Genomic DNA, 16,030 nt, shown 5'->3' on the forward strand with positions numbered 1-16,030 from the left:
ATGAGGAGACTCGCCGTGAAAATCGCACGCCTCTCGAGCCGACTCCTGGTCCCTCTGTTCCTGCTGACCGCTGGCGCCGCCCACGCTGAGATGCGCGGTCTGGACGACAGCGAAATGGCCGACGTCAGCGGCCAGGATGGTGTCAGCCTGAGCGTCAACTTCAACCTTGCCGCCAACACTGCCGATACCCGCTGCACTGGCGGCTGTGGTGCGCGGTTGGCGATCCAGCCGCTCAATAGCACCGGCTACATCGTGCTGGACAACATCAAGGGCACCTTCAGCTTCGACGGCATGTCCATCGACATGGTGACCATCAACAACGGCTTCAACGGCGACGGCGCGCTGTTCAACCGCCAGGCCATGAAGATCGGCCTGACCAATGCCAGCGCCAGCAACCTGCAGTTCACCCTGGGCGGCGCCAACCAGGGCAAGGTTTCCGGCAGTGGCCTGCAACAGACCAACCTGCTTACCTACCAGGCCACCGGCGCGGTCAAGCTCACCGGCAACATCTACGTCTTCGGTACTCCATAAGCGAAACGGCGGGCTCTCCGCCCGCTGGCCTTTCCCCCCGGCGCGTTTCACGCGACAATCCCGCCTCGTCGTGTCGGCCTGCCCGCGCAGGTACCACCCACAGGTAAACGCCCCTTGATCGAAGAAGCCCGTCGCCGCGCCTACCTTGGCGCCATGCAGGTCGCCAGCTGGCTGCCGCGCGTGGTGCTGCCGTTCGCCGCTCCTTCGCGCCCGGAGCTGCTGGAACCCCCCGCGCCCATCGTCGCCGAGCCCTCGGTTGCGGCACCTGCCGTCGTGACCCGCGAGGCCGCCGCTGCAGTCGCTGCGCCGGCGCCAGTCGCGGCCGGCGAGCCCGGCTCGATCGCCGCGCGCCTGCTACCCAAGGTCGCAGCCCCGGCCAAGCCGGCTGTTGCAGTCAAAGCCGAAGAGCCGACCGAGGCGGAGGCCGAACCGGCTGTCCGCGCACCGATTGCGCCGCCGCCGCGCTTTGCCCTGCAATTGCTGCGCGCCGGCGAATGCATCCTCCTGGTCGAGCTGCCCACCGGTGAGCCGCTGGCCAGCCGTGATCCGGCCTATCTGTTGCTCAAGGACCTGCTGCGCGCTGCCGGCCTGCCGGATAGCCCGCAACTGATGGGCGAGCCGGTACGCTGGCCGCTGTTCTCCCGCGGCAACATGGACCAGGGCCCGCAAGCCGCCCGCGAGTTCGTCCAGGGCTTCGTTGCTGCGCGGCTTGAAGAGGGCGCTCCATGTGCCTGCCTGTGGCTGGTCGGCATGCCTGCCGTGCGTTTTGCCGGCGAGGGCGATGAAGAGTCCCTGCTGCGCGAGCTGCAGGTCGAAGGCCTGGGCGTAGCCTGGGCACTGCCAGGCCTGGAGCGCCTGGCCGAAGAACCCACTTTGAAAGCCGATCTCTGGCGCGCCATGCGCCGCGTACGGCAACGCTGGATGAGTCAGATACCTGCATGAGTGATGCCGTTTCCTTCCGCCCGATGACCGAGGCGGACCTCGATGCCGTACTCAAGATCGAATACGCCGCCTTCAGCCACCCCTGGACGCGCGGCACCTTCGCCGACGGCCTGAAAAGCTACGAATGCTGGGTAATGTTCGAAGGCAGCCAGCAGGTCGGCCACGGCGTGATCCAGTTGATCCTCGATGAGGCGCATCTGCTCAACATCACCGTCAAGCCGGAAAGCCAGGGCCGTGGGCTTGGCCTGGCGCTGCTGGAGCACTTGATGAAGCGCGCCCACGAGCGAGGCGGGGTGGAGTGCTTCCTCGAAGTCCGCGCCTCCAACGGGCCCGCCTATCGCCTCTACGAGCGCTACGGCTTCAACGAAATCGGCCGCCGCCGAGATTACTACCCCGCCGTCGGTGGGCGGGAAGACGCGCTGGTGATGGCCTGCACGCTGGTCGACTGAGCACCCACCACGCGTGCTTCTTCGCACTGACCAGGAAGTAGGATGGTGTGGAGCGAAGCGATACCCATCAATTGGTGCGTCTGCGGCATGGGTATCGCTCCGCTCCACCCATCCTGCGAGAACTTCCCCTGCCCCCCGCGACCCCGCACGCCGGAATCCAGGCGTGCGTGGGAGCAGACTCTGTCAGCGATCGCTTCCCAGCCGCGCCATCCTCGCCCACTTTTGTAGGAGCGAGCTTGCTCGCGAACCTTCGCCCTCACCAGTTCGTCGCCCTCTCCCAACGCCCTTCACCAACCCCTCCTCGCGATAGCCCACCCTAGAGCCCTCTACACACCATCCCCCGCAAAGCCCGGAAATTTCTCATCATTCGAGTTTTTCCTACGCCCATTCCTGTCTTACCCTTACCCCCAATAACAACAAGAAAAAGGTCGCAAACATGAATCGCAGCGATGTGATCGTGGTGGGCGCCGGTATATCGGGGCTGACCGCGGCCTGGCGTCTGGCGCAAGCAGGGCGGCGGGTCAAAGTGATCGAGGCCAACAAGCGGGTCGGAGGGCGAACGCTCAATCATCGTTTCGCCAGCGGCGAAGTGGTCGAGGTGGGCGGGCAGTGGGTCGGCCCGACCCAGGAGCGCATTCTCTCCCTGCTGGCAGAACTTGGCCTGGCGACTTACCCGCAATGGAACCAGGGCGACAACCTCACTTTTTTCGGTGGGCGGCTCAGACCGTATCGCGGCACCATCCCGAAGTTTCCTCCCCACGTCCTCCTTGATGTCCTTCAGGCTCACGTCCGTCTGGACCGCATGGCGCGGGAAATCCCCCTGGGCGACCCCAGCCTGCACCCCAAGGCGCCGCAGTGGGACAGCCTGACCTTCGCCGAATGGCTGCGGCGCAACGTGCGCACCTCCACCGGGCGCAAGGTCTTCGAACTGATGTGCGGTGCCGTGTTCGCCGCCAGCCCCCATGACCTCTCGTTCCTCCATGTCCTCTTCTATATCCACGGCGGCACCAATCTCGACACCGTGCTCGGGGTTGACGGTGGGGCCCAGCAGGACCGCATCCTGGGCGGCTCGCAGCGCATCAGCGAAGCCCTGGCCGAGCGCCTGGGCGACGACGTCCACCTCGGCGAGCCGGTGCGCGCCGTGCGCCAGGATGGCAGCACTGTCGAGCTGATGACCGACCGCGGCACGCACCAGGCCAGCCACGTCATCTTCGCCATCCCGCCGACCCAACTACTGCGTATTACCCAGGAGCCCTTGCTGCCCAGCTGGCGCGACCAGTTGCTGCAGCGTCTGCCCCAGGGAGCGGTGATCAAGTGCATGGCGCTCTACGACAAGCCCTTCTGGCGCGACCGGAACCTCTCCGGCCAGGCCACCAGTGAAACCGGCCCGGTGCGCCTGACCTTCGACAACAGCGTCCCCGATTCCGAGCGTGGCGTGCTGCTGGGCTTTATCGAAGGCGATGAGGCGCGTCAGTGGAACGCCCGGCCCAGCGGCGACCGCCGTGGCCAGGTGCTGGACTGCTTCGCCCGCTACTTCGGCGAGCAGGCGCTGCAGCCGGTGGACTATGTGGACAAATCCTGGGCCGAGGAACCCTTCGCCCGGGGCTGTTATGCCGCGCTATTCCCGCCGGGACTGTGGAGCAGCGGCGCAGCGCGCCTACGCGAACCCTACGGGCGTTTGCACTTCGCCGGCACAGAAACGGCGACGCGCTGGATGGGCTATTTCGACGGGGCCGTGGAGGCCGGGGAGCGCGCAGCGCGGGAAGTGCTCGGCGCGCGGGAAGATCACGGGGAGGAAGACTATGTGCGACACCTTGGTATTGCGTAGCGGCGGGGCCACCTGGTTCGCCAAGAACAGCGACCGTGAACCCGCCGAAGCGCAACGCCTGATCCGCCTGCCCGCCGTCAGCGGCGACAGTGCGGCCACGGTGCGCACCAGCTACCTGCAGATCCCCCAGAGCGCCAACCGCCATGGCGTCATCCTCAGCCAGCCGGCCTGGCTGTGGGGCGCCGAGATGGGCGTCAACGACAAGGGCGTGGCCATCGGCAATGAAGCCGTGTTCACCCGGCTGACCCAGCGCGACGGCGAAGCCCTGCTCGGCATGGACCTGCTGCGCCTGGGGCTGGAGCGCGGCGGCAGCGCCCGCGAGGCCCTGGCCGTCATCACCGAGTTGCTGGAGCGCCACGGCCAGGGCGGCCCGGCCGGTTACCGCAACAAGCGCATGCGCTACGACAACAGCTTTCTGATCGCCGATCGCGACGAAGCCTGGGTACTGGAAACCGCCGGGCGCCTGTGGGCGGCGAAGAAGGTCGAACGCTGGGCCATCTCCAACGCCCTGAGCCTTGGCCACGAATACGACCTGGCCAGCGCCAACCTGGAAACCCAGGCGCGCCGCTTCGGCTGCTGGAACGGTCGCGGCGACTTTCACTTTGCCCGCGCCTTCGATGGTCGCGTGCTGCCCTGGGTGGCTGGCGCCCATCAGCGCCGGCAGCTCAACGAAGACTTCCTCGCCCACTGCCCGACCCAGGTCGACTGGCTGGCGCTGGTCGTCGCCCTGCGCAGCCACGGCCACCGCGGGCATCGCTTCAACCTGCACGACAATCGGCAGATCTGCCTGCATGCCGGCAGCTTCTGGCGTCCTTCGCAGACCACCGGGAGCCTCATCGCCCGGCTCGACGGGGCGTCCCCGCGCTTGGCCGCCACCGCCACCTCCGCGCCATGCCTGTCGATGTTCCAGCCGCTGGGCTTCGAGGAGCGCGCCGGGGAAGGCTTGCTCAGCCGCGAAACCGACGCGGTGGAAGACTCGCTCTGGTGGCGCTTTGAAACCGTGCACCAGCGCGCCCTGGCCGATCCCGGCTTCGCCGACGCCCTGCGCGCCGGCCACGGCTGGCTGGAAACCGAGTTGCTCAGCGCCCTGGATCGGCGCACGCTGGATTGGCCACGCCTCGCCGCGGAAGGCCAGGCCTGGCACGACGCCTGGCACCAACTGGCGCAGCAGCAGGCGCCACGGCTGCCGCGCTGGTGGCGAATGAACGCTGTGCGCTGATGCGGCTTGTCAGCCACGCCCGTGCTGCGTAAGGTGCCGCCAGCCAATGATGAGGAGCCGGACATGAGCGATCTGCAGGAACTGTTCGACAACAATGCCCGCTGGGCCGAAGCCATCAAGCAGGAAGACCCCGAGTTCTTCGCCAAACTGGCCCGCCAGCAGACTCCCGAATACCTGTGGATCGGTTGTTCCGATGCACGCGTACCGTCCAACCAGATCGTCGGCCTGCTGCCCGGCGACCTGTTCGTCCACCGCAACGTCGCCAACGTCGTGCTGCACACCGACCTCAACTGCCTGTCGGTCATCCAGTTCGCCGTCGATGTGCTCAAGGTGAAGCACATCCTGGTCACCGGTCATTATGGCTGCGGAGGTGTACGCGCCGCGCTGCACCATAGCCAGCTCGGCCTGATCGACGGCTGGCTGCGCACCATCCGCGACCTCGCCTACGAGTACCGCGACCATCTCGCCCAGTTCGAAAAGGAAGAAGAGCGCGTCGATCGTCTCTGCGAGCTCAACGTCATCCAGCAGGTTGCCAACGTCAGCCACACCAGCATCGTCCAGAACGCCTGGCATCGTGGTCAGAAGCTTTCCGTGCACGGTTGCATCTACGGCATCAAGGACGGTATCTGGAAGGACCTCAGCGTGACCGTCAGCGGCCTCGACCAGTTGCCTCCGCAGTACCGCCTGCGCCCGCTCGGCCAGTCTTGAGCCGACGCCTGTGCGTCATTCCCGGTGACGGTATCGGCCGCGAGGTCGTGCCCGTTGCCGTGGCGGTGCTGCAGCGTCTTCTGCCGGACCTGCTGGTGGAAGAGGCCGACGCTGGCTGGAACTGCTTCCAGCAACACGGCACCTCCGTTCCCGAGTCCACCTACGAACGCCTGCGCACTTGCGGCGCCGGGTTGTTCGGTGCCGTCTCCTCGCCCAGCCACAAGGTCGAAGGCTACCGCAGCGCCATCCTCAGCCTGCGCCAGACGCTGGAACTGAACCTCAATCTACGCCCCGTGCGCTCGCGCCCGGTGGTCTCGCCGCGCGCCGGGATCGACTTGCTGGTGCTGCGGGAGAACAGCGAAGGCCTCTACAGCGGCCGCGAACACTGGGAGGCCGAGGGCGTCGCCGTCGCCGAAAGAGTGATCAGCCGCGCCGCCTGCGAACGTCTCGGCGCAGGTGCCGCCGAACTGGCCCGTCTGCGCCACGCCCGGCGCATCACACTCGTACACAAGGCCAACGTCCTGCCGCTCACCTGCGGCCTGTTCCGCGACACCTGCCGCGACCTGCTCGCCGAAGACGGCTGGAGCGATGTGCTCGACGAACGCCTGGTCGACGTGGCCGCCCTGCAACTGGTCGAGCACCCGGAGGCCTTCGACCTCATTGTCACCACCAACCTCTTCGGCGACATCCTCTCCGACCTCGCCAGCCACTGGGGCGGCGGCCTGGGCCTCGCACCCTCGCTCAATCTCGGCGCCAACATCGCCCTCGCCGAGCCCGTCCACGGCAGCGCCCCGGACATCGCCGGCAGCGGCCGCGCCAACCCGCTCGCGGCCATTCTCAGTGCCGGCATGCTGCTGCGGCATTACTGGCAGTTGCCGGAGTTGGCCGATCGCATCGATGACGCGGTGGATGCTTTCCTGCGGGAGGAGGGGGGTGTGGACTTCGGTAGGGAGACCACCCAGGTGATAGGGCAGGGCGTATTGCAGCGGCTGGAATGACTGGCCGACCTCGCCGGTCGCCATGATGTCCGCCGGCTACCGCCGGGAACTACGCTGAAAGCACCACTCTCCCCAAGGTGCCCGGCATGTGCGGACGCTACGTCAGCCCCGAAGAGGCCGCCATCGAACGCTACTGGCACATCGGCGCGCGCACACCACCGCGCTGGTTGGAGGCCTGCTACAACGTCGCTCCGACCATGACCGTGCCGATCCTGCGCCACGACCAAAGCGGCCAGCTCGAACTGTTGCCTGCGCGCTGGGGCCTGATCCCCACCTGGTGGAAGGACTCCACTCCGCCACGCTTCTCCTTCAATGCCCGCAGCGAAGAGGCCGCCGGCAAACCCCTCTGGCGACAGGCCCTGCGCAACGCACGCTGCCTGATGCCCGCCCTGGGCTGGTACGAGTGGAATGAGAGGGAAACCCTGCACAACGCTGCTGGCCGCCAGGTCCACCAGCCGTACTTCATCCATTGCCTGACCGACCCGGTCATTGCCATCGCTGGGCTTTGGTCATTGTGGATAAAACCCAACGACGAGCCCGTCCTGTCTTGCGCACTGCTGACGCGATCCGTTGGGCCCAGCATCGAACATATCCATCACCGCATGCCCGTGGTGCTGGCGCCGGAGAGTTTCGAGGAGTGGCTATCCACTTCCACACCCAGCGAAGCACTGCAGGAGCTGATCCATCATGCGCGGGAGGACTTTACGGGCTATCGAGTGTCGTTGCGGGTGAATGACGCGCGGAACGATTCCGTGGAGCTGATCGACGATGCTGGTTGAGCAGCGCTGGACTGATTACCTGGGGAAAAGCGAAATTGGGCGTGCCGCGCCTCGGCGCTCCATAGGCTATCGATTTCGATTGGCTCGCCTGGGCACGCCCTCGGTAACGCCGTCTGACTGAGGTGAAGTCCGAGACGGTCAACCACGAACAACGCTACCTGTCGGCGATCTTCTCCGAGCTGATCCGCCTCGGTTCGTGGCACAAGGCAAACCCGCTGGCCAATGTCCGGCAGATCAAGACTGATCAGGTCGCCCAGCCCCTCGAGGAGTGCAGGGCCAGCACGAACAACCATACGCTTCAGAGGATCCGCGGGCACCCGTCGATAACGATGACCATGCGGCATGCGAATCGGTCACCGGAGCATCTGGAATCAGCTATGCGCCTATCACCGATTGCTCAACTCGATAAGCTGGACTCTTGGGCGCGAGAGTGGGGGGCAGGCTTGGAAGCCGTATTCACACGCGCTTTGCTGCTGTTGGCGGAGTCGACCTCACGGAGAGTGATAAAGAGTCTATTCAAAAGTGTCTTTAAAGGTGCTAATTTGGGTGCTCGTTTGTGACAAGAGTGAGCGTTGTAGCGCTCAGGAGTTTATATGGCACACGCCGTTTTAGCGGACGTAGCAGCCTCCATCACCGAGCTGAAGAAAGACCCAATGGGAACCATTGAGGCAGGGCACGGTAAACCCGTCGTGATCCTTAACCGTAACGCGCCGGCATTCTATGCAGTGCCGCCGGATGTATACGAACAGATGCTGGAAGCATTGGACGATGCCTTCCTGGCAAGAATCGTTAGGGAACGTAGCGACGAGTCTTCGCGGGAAATTACGTTGGATGACCTCTAGATCAGCAAGTGAGCCACTGAAGTACAAGCTGAGAATCAAGGACAGCGCGGAGAAGGAGTGGCTGAAGCTACCGATCCCGATCCGCGACTCCTTCAAGAAGAAGCTGGCAGAGCGCCTCATCAACCCCAGGGTTGAGAAGGACAAGCTGTCCGGCATGAAGGACTGCTACAAGATCAAGCTGAAGGACGTCGGTTACCGGCTCGTCTACAGAGTGGACGACGGGCAACTGGTGATCGAAGTGATTGCGGCAGGGAAGAGGGAGCGCGGAGAAGCCTATTCGGCAGCGAAGAAGCGGCTCTGACTTTGCCGTATACGGGATGTAGTCGGTTTGTAGTCGGCCGGCCAAAACAAAAAAGGGTTAGCTTGCGCTAACCCTTTGTTTTGTATGGTGGCTACACCGGGACTTGAACCTGGGACATCAGCATTATGAATGCTGCGCTCTAACCGACTGAGCTATGTAGCCGAGTGGCGCGCATTTTCCGCAGATCGAGGGGGGGTGTCAACCCCTTTGCTTGAATATTTTTCTGTTCTATCAATCGTTTAGCCGGTCGTGCGGGATTTTCGCGATGAGCGGCGGGGTAGGGCGCTCAAATGAAAAAGCCCCGGCGGGCGGCCGGGGCTTTTCGTGTCTGGCTGGCGCTTAGACGTTGAAGCGGAAATGCATCACGTCGCCGTCCTTGACGATGTATTCCTTGCCTTCCAGGCGCCATTTGCCGGCGTCTTTCGCACCCTGTTCGCCTTTGAACTGGATGAAATCGTCGTAGGCAACGACTTCGGCGCGGATGAAGCCTTTTTCGAAGTCGGTGTGGATCACGGCGGCGGCCTGCGGGGCGGTGGCGCCGACGCGCACGGTCCAGGCGCGGACTTCCTTCACACCGGCGGTGAAGTAGGTCTGCAGGTGCAGCAGTTCGTAGCCGGCGCGGATCACGCGGTTCAGGCCGGGTTCTTCGAGACCAAGGGATTCGAGGAACATGTCCTTTTCTTCGCCGTCGTCGAGCTCGGCGATCTCGGCTTCGATCTTGTTGCACACGGGCACGACCATGGCACCTTCTTCTTCGGCGATGGCGCGGACGACGTCCAGGTGCGGGTTGTTCTCGAAGCCGTCTTCGGCAACGTTGGCGATGTACATGACCGGTTTGCTGGTCAGCAGGTGGAAGCCACGCACGCCACGCTTTTCGTCATCACTCATATTTTTCATCAGCGAGCGGGCGGGTTTGCCTTCGCTGAAGTGGGGGATGAGCTTTTCCAGCAGGGCTTTTTGCGCCAGGGCTTCCTTGTCGCCGCCCTTGGCGTTGCGCGCGACTTTCTGCAGTTGCTTCTCGCAGCTGTCGAGGTCGGCGAAGATCAGTTCGAGGTCGATGATCTCGATGTCGCGCTTGGGGTCGACGCTGTTGGAAACGTGGATGACGTTCTCGTCTTCGAAGCAGCGGACGACGTGGGCGATGGCGTCGGTCTCGCGGATGTTGGCGAGGAACTTGTTGCCCAGGCCTTCACCCTTGGAGGCGCCCGCTACGAGGCCGGCGATGTCGACGAACTCCATGGTGGTCGGGATCACGCGCTCGGGCTTGACGATCTCGGCCAGCGCATCGAGACGCGCATCGGGCATCGGCACGATGCCGCTGTTGGGCTCGATGGTGCAGAAGGGGAAGTTTTCCGCCGCGATGCCGGATTTGGTCAGGGCGTTGAACAGGGTGGACTTGCCGACGTTGGGCAGGCCGACGATGCCGCAGTTGAATCCCATGCTAGGTCCCTCGCGCCACGTGGCGGAAATAGAGGTGTAATCAGGCCTTCTGGCTGTGCAGCTTCTGCATCGCGCGGGTCCAATCCCCGTCGAGCATTTCCGGCAGCACGCCGAGGGCGAAGTCGATGCTGGTGTCGAGCAGTTCCTGTTCGGCGCGCGGGGCGCGGCCAAGAACGAAACCGGAAACCAGGCTGCTGTGCCCCGGATGGCCGATGCCAAGCCGCAGGCGATGGAAACCGTTCTGGTTGCCGAGCTGGGCGATGATGTCGCGCAGTCCGTTGTGCCCGCCGTGTCCGCCGCCCTTCTTGAGCTTGGCGACGCCGGGAGGCATGTCGAGTTCGTCGTGGGCCACCAGGATGGCTTCGACCGGAATGCGGAAGAATCCGGCGAGCGCCGCCACGGCCTGGCCGCTGCGGTTCATGTAGGTGGTGGGAATCAGCAGACGAACATCGCGGCCCTTGTGGCTGAACTTGCCGACCAGGCCGAAATACTTCTTGTCGAGAGACAGGTTCGCGCGTTGCGCGTCCGCCAGTCGCTCAACGAAAAGGGCCCCCGCGTTATGCCGGGTCTGGTCGTATTCAGGGCCTGGATTTCCCAGGCCAACGATCAGTTGTACGGCAGTCACGACGGGGGCCCCTTCCTTAAAGGCAATGGTGCGCGCGATTACTCGGCAGCAGCTTCGCCTTCACCTTCTTCTTTCACTACGCGGGAAGCGTGGATGTTGGCGACGGCCAGGTCGTTACCGTGGGCCAGTTGCACCAGCTCTACGCCTTTCGGCAGTTTCAGATCGGACAGGTGAACGATCTGACCCAGTTCTACCTTGGCCAGGTCGACTTCGATGAATTCCGGCAGGTCTTTCGGCAGGCAGGAAACTTCGACTTCGGAGATCACGTGGGAGATCTCGCCGCCGCCAGTCTTGACGCCAGCAGCAGTGGCTTCGTTCAGGAAGTGCAGCGGAACGTGAGCGGTCAGCTTCTGGCCGGCAACGACGCGCTGGAAGTCAGCGTGCATGACGAAGCCTTTCGACGGATGGCGCTGCAGGGCCTTGATCAGTACGGTTTCCTTGGCGGAACCGACGTTCAGGCTGATCACGTGGCTGAAGGCAGCCTCGTTTTCCAGCAGTTTGGAAATCTCGCGCAGTTCCAGGGTGACGGATTGCGGGGCTTTTTCGCCGCCGTAGATCACAGCCGGGATCAGGCCAGCATTACGACGCAGGCGGCGGCTCGCACCTTTCCCCAGGTCGGAACGCTCTTGGGCATTCAGTACAAAATCAACCATTTGTATATCTCCAAAATGACAAGATCGCCCGGACGCTTGCGACCAGCGTTCGGGCGATTTTGCTGATGCTTCGCCGACATGGCGAAGCGCTTTACGTCAGACCTGTTCCGCCTTAGCGGAACATGGCGCTGATCGATTCTTCATTGCTGATGCGGCGCATGGCTTCAGCGACAACCGGAGCGATGTCCAGCTGGCGGATGCGGCCACAGGCTTGCGCAGCAGCGGACAGCGGGATGGTGTTGGTCACCACCAGCTCGTCCAGTACGGAATTCTCGATGTTCTCGATGGCACGGCCGGACAGCACCGGGTGGGTGCAGTAGGCGATGACCTTGGCGGCGCCGTGCTCTTTCAGAGCCTTGGCGGCGTGGCCGAGAGTGCCAGCGGTATCGACCATGTCGTCGACCAGTACGCAGGTACGGCCTTCGACATCACCGATGATGTGCATGACTTCGGACTGGTTGGCCTTCGGACGACGCTTGTCGATGATGGCCAGGTCGACGCCCAGGGACTTGGCGACGGCGCGCGCACGCACCACACCACCAATGTCCGGGGAGACGATCATCAGGTTCTCGAAGCGCTGGTCTTCGATGTCATCGACCAGTACGGGCGAGCCGTAGATGTTGTCGACGGGGATATCGAAGAAGCCCTGGATCTGGTCGGCGTGCAGGTCAACGGTGAGAACGCGGTTGACGCCTACGACGGTCAGCATGTCGGCAACGACTTTGGCGCTGATGGCCACGCGAGCGGAACGCGGACGGCGATCCTGGCGGGCGTAACCGAAGTAGGGAATGACTGCCGTGATACGAGTCGCCGAGGAGCGGCGGAAGGCATCGGCCATCACTACCAGTTCCATCAGGTTGTCGTTGGTCGGTGCGCAGGTCGGCTGGATCAGGAAGACGTCCTTACCACGAACGTTTTCATTGATCTCAACGCTGATTTCGCCGTCGGAGAATTTGCCGACAGAAACGTCACCGAGGGGGATGTGCAGCTGCCGTACGACACGGCGTGCCAGATCGGGGTTGGCGTTCCCCGTGAAAACCATCATTTTGGACACGCTGCGGTACCTGTGTCGGCTTGAGGGTAGGCCCGGTTGAGCCAGAAGAAAATGGCAGGGGCGGCTGGATTCGAACCAACGCATGGCAGGATCAAAACCTGCTGCCTTACCGCTTGGCGACGCCCCTGTAGCTTACAACTTGCGGAGCAATGTGTTCGTTGACGCTGTACGTATGACCCTTTGGGTTAATGGCAGGGGCGGCTGGATTCGAACCAACGCATGGCAGGATCAAAACCTGCTGCCTTACCGCTTGGCGACGCCCCTGTATCGTACAACCGATTACATTGCTGCTTCTCAGGCCTGGTTTTGCAGCTTGCGGTGCAACATCGAGATGTTACGGCCCTGGGCAACAAAACTCGGCAGAGTGGCCGGAAGTTGGCGGCGAACTTTATCAGCATCGCCTTTGTTTGGGAAGCTCCCAAACACACAAGCTCCGGTGCCGGTCAATCTCGCTTCGGTAAATTTACCTAGCTGGATCAGTGCGTTACGTACATCTGGGTAACGCTTCTCGACGACCGGCTGGCAGTCGTTATGACCGTCCACCCCGAGAAGGCTGCGAACTTTAATGGGCGGAGTATCCCGTGTCAACTCGGGATCGGAGAAAACTTCTGCTGTGGAGACAAAGACTTGCGGCACAACGACGAGGAACCAGGGCTCGTCGAGTTCCACTGGCGTGAGCTGTTCGCCAACGCCTTCGGCGAATGCGGCGCGGCCGCGCACGAATACCGGGACGTCTGCGCCCAGGCTCAGGCCCAGTGCGGCAAGGCGCTCTTCGTCCCAGCCCAGTGACCACAAATGATTCAGCGCCAGCAGGGTTGTGGCGGCGTCGGAGCTTCCGCCGCCGATGCCGCCGCCCATGGGCAGGCGCTTGTCCAGCCAGATGTCGGCGCCCAGCCTGGTGCCGGATTGTTCCTGCAGTCGGCGAGCGGCCTTGACGATCAGATTGCTGTCGTGGGGAACACCTTCGATCTCGGTGTTCAGGCGGATTTCGCCATCCTCGCGTACAGCGAACTGGAGCTCGTCGCCGTGATCGAGAAATTGGAACAGGGTCTGCAGCTCGTGATAGCCGTCGGCGCGGCGACCGGTGATGTGCAGGAACAGGTTGAGCTTGGCCGGTGCCGGCAGGGTCAGGCGGTCCGGCATGTCACTGCTGGTCCGCTGGGGTCGGCTGGCCGTTGCCCAGTTGGCGCGGCTGCCAGGTCTTCACCACCAGGGTGACGTCGAGGTCCTGGCCATGCAGCTTCAGGCGTTCGGGCAGCCAGTAGCCGTTCTGTTCGCTGTAGCGGGTGTATTCCACATCCCAGCCGTCCTGCTGCAGCTTGGCCAGGCGGCTGTCGCCGTCGAGGGTCAGGCGGCTCTTGCTGTCGGGGGCGGGCAGGCCGCGAATCCACCAGAGCAGGTGGGAAACCGGCAGGCGCCAGCCCATCTGCTGTTCCAGCAGTTCTTCGGGGGAGGCCGCCTCATAGCGGCCCTGGCCGGCGACTTCGAGGGTCACGGCGCCTTCACGCCCGGTCAGGCGCGCGGCGCCGCGGCCGAGCGGGCCGGAGAGGCGGATGTCGTAGTAGTCCTGGCGCTGCAACCAGAACAGGGTGCCGCTGCCGGAATCCTTGGGCGCGCGGATGCCCACCTTGCCGTCGATCTGCCAGCCGTCGAGGGTGGCGATGCGGGCCTTGTGGGCATTCCAGGCGGTGGCGTTGCCCTGGCCTTCCAGGGCTTCGTGGGTGCCGAAGCTAGAGCAACCGGCGAGCAGAGCCAGCGCGGCAGCGCCGATCAGGTGACGTAAACGCATAAATCAGAGGGTTCCGGAGCCGGTCAGGCGCAGCATGGTGTCGCGCAGGACGGCGCTGTCAGGCTGGCTTTGCAGGGCAGTGGCCCAGACTTTTCGGGCTTCGCTCTGCTTGCCCTGGGCCCAGAGCACTTCGCCCAGGTGCGCAGCCACTTCGTGGTCGGGGAAGCGTTCCAGCGCCTTGCGCAGGTAGGTTTCCGCTTCGCTGAGGTTGCCCAGGCGGTAATTCACCCAGCCCAGGCTGTCGAGGATCGCAGGGTCGTCCGGGTTCAGCGCGTGGGCCTTCTGGATCAGGTCACGGGCTTCGCTGTAGCGGGTAGTGCGATCTGCCAGGGTGTAGCCCAGTGCGTTGAGCGCCATGGCGTTGTCCGGCTCGCGCTGGATGATCAGGCGCAGGTCCTGCTCCATCTGCGCCAGGTCGTTGCGCTTCTCGGCGAGCATGGAGCGGGTGTAGAGCAGGTTGAGGTCATCCGGGAACTGCTTGAGGCCCTGCTGGATGACGCTCCAGGCGCGATCGACCTGGTCGCGGTTGGACAGGCCCTCGGCTTCGATCAGGTACAGCTGGATGGCGTAGTCCGGCTGGCGGTCGCGGGTTTCGGCGAGACGGCGCGAGGCGTCGTCGTAGCGCTTCTGGTCCAGCAGGATTTCGGTAGAGCGCAACTGGGCCGGGAGGAAGTCGTTGCCCGGACCGACCAGGGCGTATTCCTTGAGCGCGGTCTCGGGGTCCTTCTGCTCCTCGGCCAGGCGGCCCAGGTTGAAGTGGGCGGAGTCGACGTGGCTATCGCGCTCCACCAGTTCCTGCAGGTAGACCTTGGCTTCGTCCCAGGCCTGGGCTTCGAGGCAGACCAGGGCCAGGGAGAAGCGCAGGTCGTCGTCGTCAGGGAACTGCTCGACCAGCGCGGAGAACTCGGCCTTGGCGTCTTCCAGGCGGTTCTGCTCCACCAGCAGGCGGGCGTAGGCGAGGTGGACGCGCTTGTCGTCCGGGTGTTCCTTGATGCCGGCCTTGAGCAGCGGCAGCGCTTCATCGCTGCGCTTCATGCTCTGCAACAGGCGGGCGCGCAGCAGCAGCGGGGCGACGTCGTGCTTGCTGGCGGAATTGTCTTCGAGCAGGTGCAGGGCTTCCTGCGGGCGGCCGTCCTGTTGCAGCAGCAGGGCCTTGCCGAACAGCAGCTGGCCGTTGTCCGGGTACTTCTTCAGCAGGCGATCGAAGCTCTGCAGCAGGCCGGCGCGGGTATCCGGATCGGTCTCGGCGGCGGACAGCGCGAGGAAGTCAAAGTGGGTGTCGCCCTGGCCGTTGAGGACCTTCTCCATGTACACCATGGATTCGTCGTACTGGCCGGTGCGCGCCAACTGGATGGCGGCGGCGCGCTGGGCATCGAGGTTGTCCGGCGCGGCCTTGGCCCAGATCAGCGAAGTGTCCAGGGCTTCCTGGTCGGCACCCAGGTACTCGGCGATGCGGAAGGCGCGTTCGGCGACGCCCGGATCACGGGTTTCCTTGGCCTGTTCGACGTAGTTGGCGAGGGCGATGTCGAAGCGGTTGCGCTGGCCGGCGAGCTCGGCGGTGAGCAGCGAGTACATCGTGTCCTCGCTGAAGGAGCCGTATTTCTGGTCCTTTTGCGCAGCCGCGGTCTTGTCCTTCTCCGCGGAAGCACTGTCGGTGTTTTTCTGTGTAAGAGACTGGCAGCCGCCGAGCAGCAGCAGAGCAGTCAGCAGCGCAAGAGACTTGTTCATAGAGGAAGGACGAGGGCCTGACCTGCGAAATGGGACCATCATGACATAAGGAAAGTGCCAATCCCATGGGCAAGCGCCGCTGGAAGGCCTGTATACGATTTGCAGTGTGCGATCCGTCGCGGGTGGTTGTCCTTAACAAGGCTA

17 protein-coding genes, 3 tRNA genes and 1 pseudogene are annotated in these 16,030 nt (G+C 64.0%); 11 read left to right on the forward strand and 10 right to left on the reverse strand.

Features of this window, described 5'->3' with window-relative positions:
• Window positions 1-15: 15 nt before the first annotated feature.
• The 11 genes and pseudogenes from L6D89_RS07900 (at window position 16) to L6D89_RS07950 (ending at window position 8,597) form a co-directional block, all read left to right on the forward strand.
• Complete coding sequence (locus L6D89_RS07900; RefSeq protein WP_236199299.1) at window positions 16-531, forward strand: DUF6160 family protein; 516 nt, start codon at window positions 16-18, stop codon at window positions 529-531.
• Window positions 532-645: 114 nt separating this feature from the next.
• Window positions 646-1,473: an energy transducer TonB gene (locus tag L6D89_RS07905; RefSeq protein WP_236199300.1), complete on the forward strand. Its 828-nt coding sequence runs from the start codon at window positions 646-648 to the stop codon at window positions 1,471-1,473.
• Window positions 1,470-1,922 (forward strand): ribosomal protein S18-alanine N-acetyltransferase, encoded by a 453-nt coding sequence (gene rimI / locus L6D89_RS07910; protein WP_024766615.1) that lies wholly within the window; start codon window positions 1,470-1,472, stop codon window positions 1,920-1,922. Before L6D89_RS07905 ends, rimI begins: the two co-directional genes overlap by 4 nt.
• A gap of 355 nt (window positions 1,923-2,277) precedes the next feature.
• Window positions 2,278-3,750 (forward strand): flavin monoamine oxidase family protein, encoded by a 1,473-nt coding sequence (locus L6D89_RS07915; RefSeq protein WP_276574792.1) that lies wholly within the window; start codon window positions 2,278-2,280, stop codon window positions 3,748-3,750.
• On the forward strand, window positions 3,725-4,969 hold the full coding sequence (locus tag L6D89_RS07920) for a C69 family dipeptidase (RefSeq protein ID WP_236199302.1): 1,245 nt from the start codon (window positions 3,725-3,727) through the stop codon (window positions 4,967-4,969). Before L6D89_RS07915 ends, L6D89_RS07920 begins: the two co-directional genes overlap by 26 nt.
• A gap of 63 nt (window positions 4,970-5,032) precedes the next feature.
• A complete protein-coding gene (gene can, locus L6D89_RS07925) occupies window positions 5,033-5,677 on the forward strand; it encodes a carbonate dehydratase (RefSeq protein ID WP_236172988.1) in 645 nt (214 codons plus the stop codon).
• Window positions 5,674-6,675 carry an isocitrate/isopropylmalate dehydrogenase family protein gene (locus L6D89_RS07930; protein WP_236199303.1) on the forward strand — a complete coding sequence of 334 codons (1,002 nt, stop codon included), beginning with the start codon at window positions 5,674-5,676 and terminating at the stop codon, window positions 6,673-6,675. The genes can and L6D89_RS07930 overlap by 4 nt, the downstream gene beginning before the upstream one ends.
• Window positions 6,676-6,761: 86 nt before the next feature.
• The gene (locus tag L6D89_RS07935) at window positions 6,762-7,454 is read left to right on the forward strand and encodes an SOS response-associated peptidase (protein WP_236199304.1); all 693 of its coding nucleotides are present in this window, start codon (window positions 6,762-6,764) and stop codon (window positions 7,452-7,454) included.
• Between the two features lie 65 nt (window positions 7,455-7,519).
• A pseudogene (locus L6D89_RS07940) lies at window positions 7,520-7,855 on the forward strand (phage integrase); the annotation flags it as partial.
• 192 nt (window positions 7,856-8,047) lie between these two features.
• Window positions 8,048-8,296 (forward strand): type II toxin-antitoxin system Phd/YefM family antitoxin, encoded by a 249-nt coding sequence (locus L6D89_RS07945; RefSeq protein ID WP_236172985.1) that lies wholly within the window; start codon window positions 8,048-8,050, stop codon window positions 8,294-8,296.
• Window positions 8,286-8,597: a type II toxin-antitoxin system RelE family toxin gene (locus tag L6D89_RS07950; protein WP_236199305.1), complete on the forward strand. Its 312-nt coding sequence runs from the start codon at window positions 8,286-8,288 to the stop codon at window positions 8,595-8,597. The genes L6D89_RS07945 and L6D89_RS07950 overlap by 11 nt, the downstream gene beginning before the upstream one ends.
• 85 nt (window positions 8,598-8,682) lie before the next feature.
• Here the strand turns inward: L6D89_RS07950 and L6D89_RS07955 are convergent.
• The 10 genes from L6D89_RS07955 to L6D89_RS08000 all read right to left on the reverse strand — a co-directional run bounded on the left by L6D89_RS07955 (window position 8,683) and on the right by L6D89_RS08000 (window position 15,928).
• Window positions 8,683-8,759 (reverse strand) — tRNA-Met (locus L6D89_RS07955).
• 177 nt (window positions 8,760-8,936) lie between these two features.
• A complete protein-coding gene (gene ychF / locus L6D89_RS07960; RefSeq protein ID WP_236199306.1) occupies window positions 8,937-10,037 on the reverse strand; it encodes a redox-regulated ATPase YchF in 1,101 nt (366 codons plus the stop codon).
• 40 nt (window positions 10,038-10,077) lie between these two features.
• The gene (gene pth / locus L6D89_RS07965) at window positions 10,078-10,662 is read right to left on the reverse strand and encodes an aminoacyl-tRNA hydrolase (protein WP_024767097.1); all 585 of its coding nucleotides are present in this window, start codon (window positions 10,660-10,662) and stop codon (window positions 10,078-10,080) included.
• Window positions 10,663-10,700: 38 nt separating this feature from the next.
• On the reverse strand, window positions 10,701-11,315 hold the full coding sequence (locus tag L6D89_RS07970) for a 50S ribosomal protein L25/general stress protein Ctc (protein WP_024767098.1): 615 nt from the start codon (window positions 11,313-11,315) through the stop codon (window positions 10,701-10,703).
• Window positions 11,316-11,427: 112 nt separating this feature from the next.
• The gene (locus L6D89_RS07975) at window positions 11,428-12,369 is read right to left on the reverse strand and encodes a ribose-phosphate pyrophosphokinase (RefSeq protein ID WP_015478849.1); all 942 of its coding nucleotides are present in this window, start codon (window positions 12,367-12,369) and stop codon (window positions 11,428-11,430) included.
• 52 nt (window positions 12,370-12,421) lie between these two features.
• Window positions 12,422-12,496: transfer RNA gene (locus tag L6D89_RS07980), tRNA-Gln, on the reverse strand.
• 62 nt (window positions 12,497-12,558) lie between these two features.
• Window positions 12,559-12,633, reverse strand: a tRNA-Gln gene (locus L6D89_RS07985).
• 30 nt (window positions 12,634-12,663) lie between these two features.
• The gene (ispE, locus tag L6D89_RS07990; protein ID WP_236199307.1) at window positions 12,664-13,512 is read right to left on the reverse strand and encodes a 4-(cytidine 5'-diphospho)-2-C-methyl-D-erythritol kinase; all 849 of its coding nucleotides are present in this window, start codon (window positions 13,510-13,512) and stop codon (window positions 12,664-12,666) included.
• Between the two features lies 1 nt (window position 13,513).
• Window positions 13,514-14,158 (reverse strand): lipoprotein insertase outer membrane protein LolB, encoded by a 645-nt coding sequence (gene lolB, locus L6D89_RS07995; protein WP_236172981.1) that lies wholly within the window; start codon window positions 14,156-14,158, stop codon window positions 13,514-13,516.
• Between the two features lie 3 nt (window positions 14,159-14,161).
• Entirely contained in the window at window positions 14,162-15,928 is a 1,767-nt protein-coding gene (locus L6D89_RS08000; protein ID WP_236199308.1) for a tetratricopeptide repeat protein, read from the reverse strand.
• Window positions 15,929-16,030: the final 102 nt, after the last annotated feature.

The organism is Pseudomonas pseudonitroreducens (genome assembly GCF_021603645.1).
GTDB classification, from domain to species: domain Bacteria; phylum Pseudomonadota; class Gammaproteobacteria; order Pseudomonadales; family Pseudomonadaceae; genus Pseudomonas; species Pseudomonas pseudonitroreducens.

Bases quoted from the DNA above. Each gene is read 5' to 3' on its own strand.
- rimI (WP_024766615.1), top strand. From the start codon at position 1,470: ATGAGTGATGCCGTTTCCTTCCGCCCGATGACCGAGGCGGACCTCGAT.
- L6D89_RS07920 (WP_236199302.1), top strand. From the start codon at position 3,725: ATGTGCGACACCTTGGTATTGCGTAGCGGCGGGGCCACCTGGTTCGCC.
- ychF (WP_236199306.1), bottom strand. From the start codon at position 10,037: ATGGGATTCAACTGCGGCATCGTCGGCCTGCCCAACGTCGGCAAGTCC.
- L6D89_RS07970 (WP_024767098.1), bottom strand. From the start codon at position 11,315: ATGGTTGATTTTGTACTGAATGCCCAAGAGCGTTCCGACCTGGGGAAA.
- can (WP_236172988.1), top strand. From the start codon at position 5,033: ATGAGCGATCTGCAGGAACTGTTCGACAACAATGCCCGCTGGGCCGAA.
- L6D89_RS07950 (WP_236199305.1), top strand. From the start codon at position 8,286: ATGACCTCTAGATCAGCAAGTGAGCCACTGAAGTACAAGCTGAGAATC.
- ispE (WP_236199307.1), bottom strand. From the start codon at position 13,512: ATGCCGGACCGCCTGACCCTGCCGGCACCGGCCAAGCTCAACCTGTTC.
- L6D89_RS08000 (WP_236199308.1), bottom strand. From the start codon at position 15,928: ATGATGGTCCCATTTCGCAGGTCAGGCCCTCGTCCTTCCTCTATGAAC.
- lolB (WP_236172981.1), bottom strand. From the start codon at position 14,158: ATGCGTTTACGTCACCTGATCGGCGCTGCCGCGCTGGCTCTGCTCGCC.
- L6D89_RS07935 (WP_236199304.1), top strand. From the start codon at position 6,762: ATGTGCGGACGCTACGTCAGCCCCGAAGAGGCCGCCATCGAACGCTAC.
- L6D89_RS07945 (WP_236172985.1), top strand. From the start codon at position 8,048: ATGGCACACGCCGTTTTAGCGGACGTAGCAGCCTCCATCACCGAGCTG.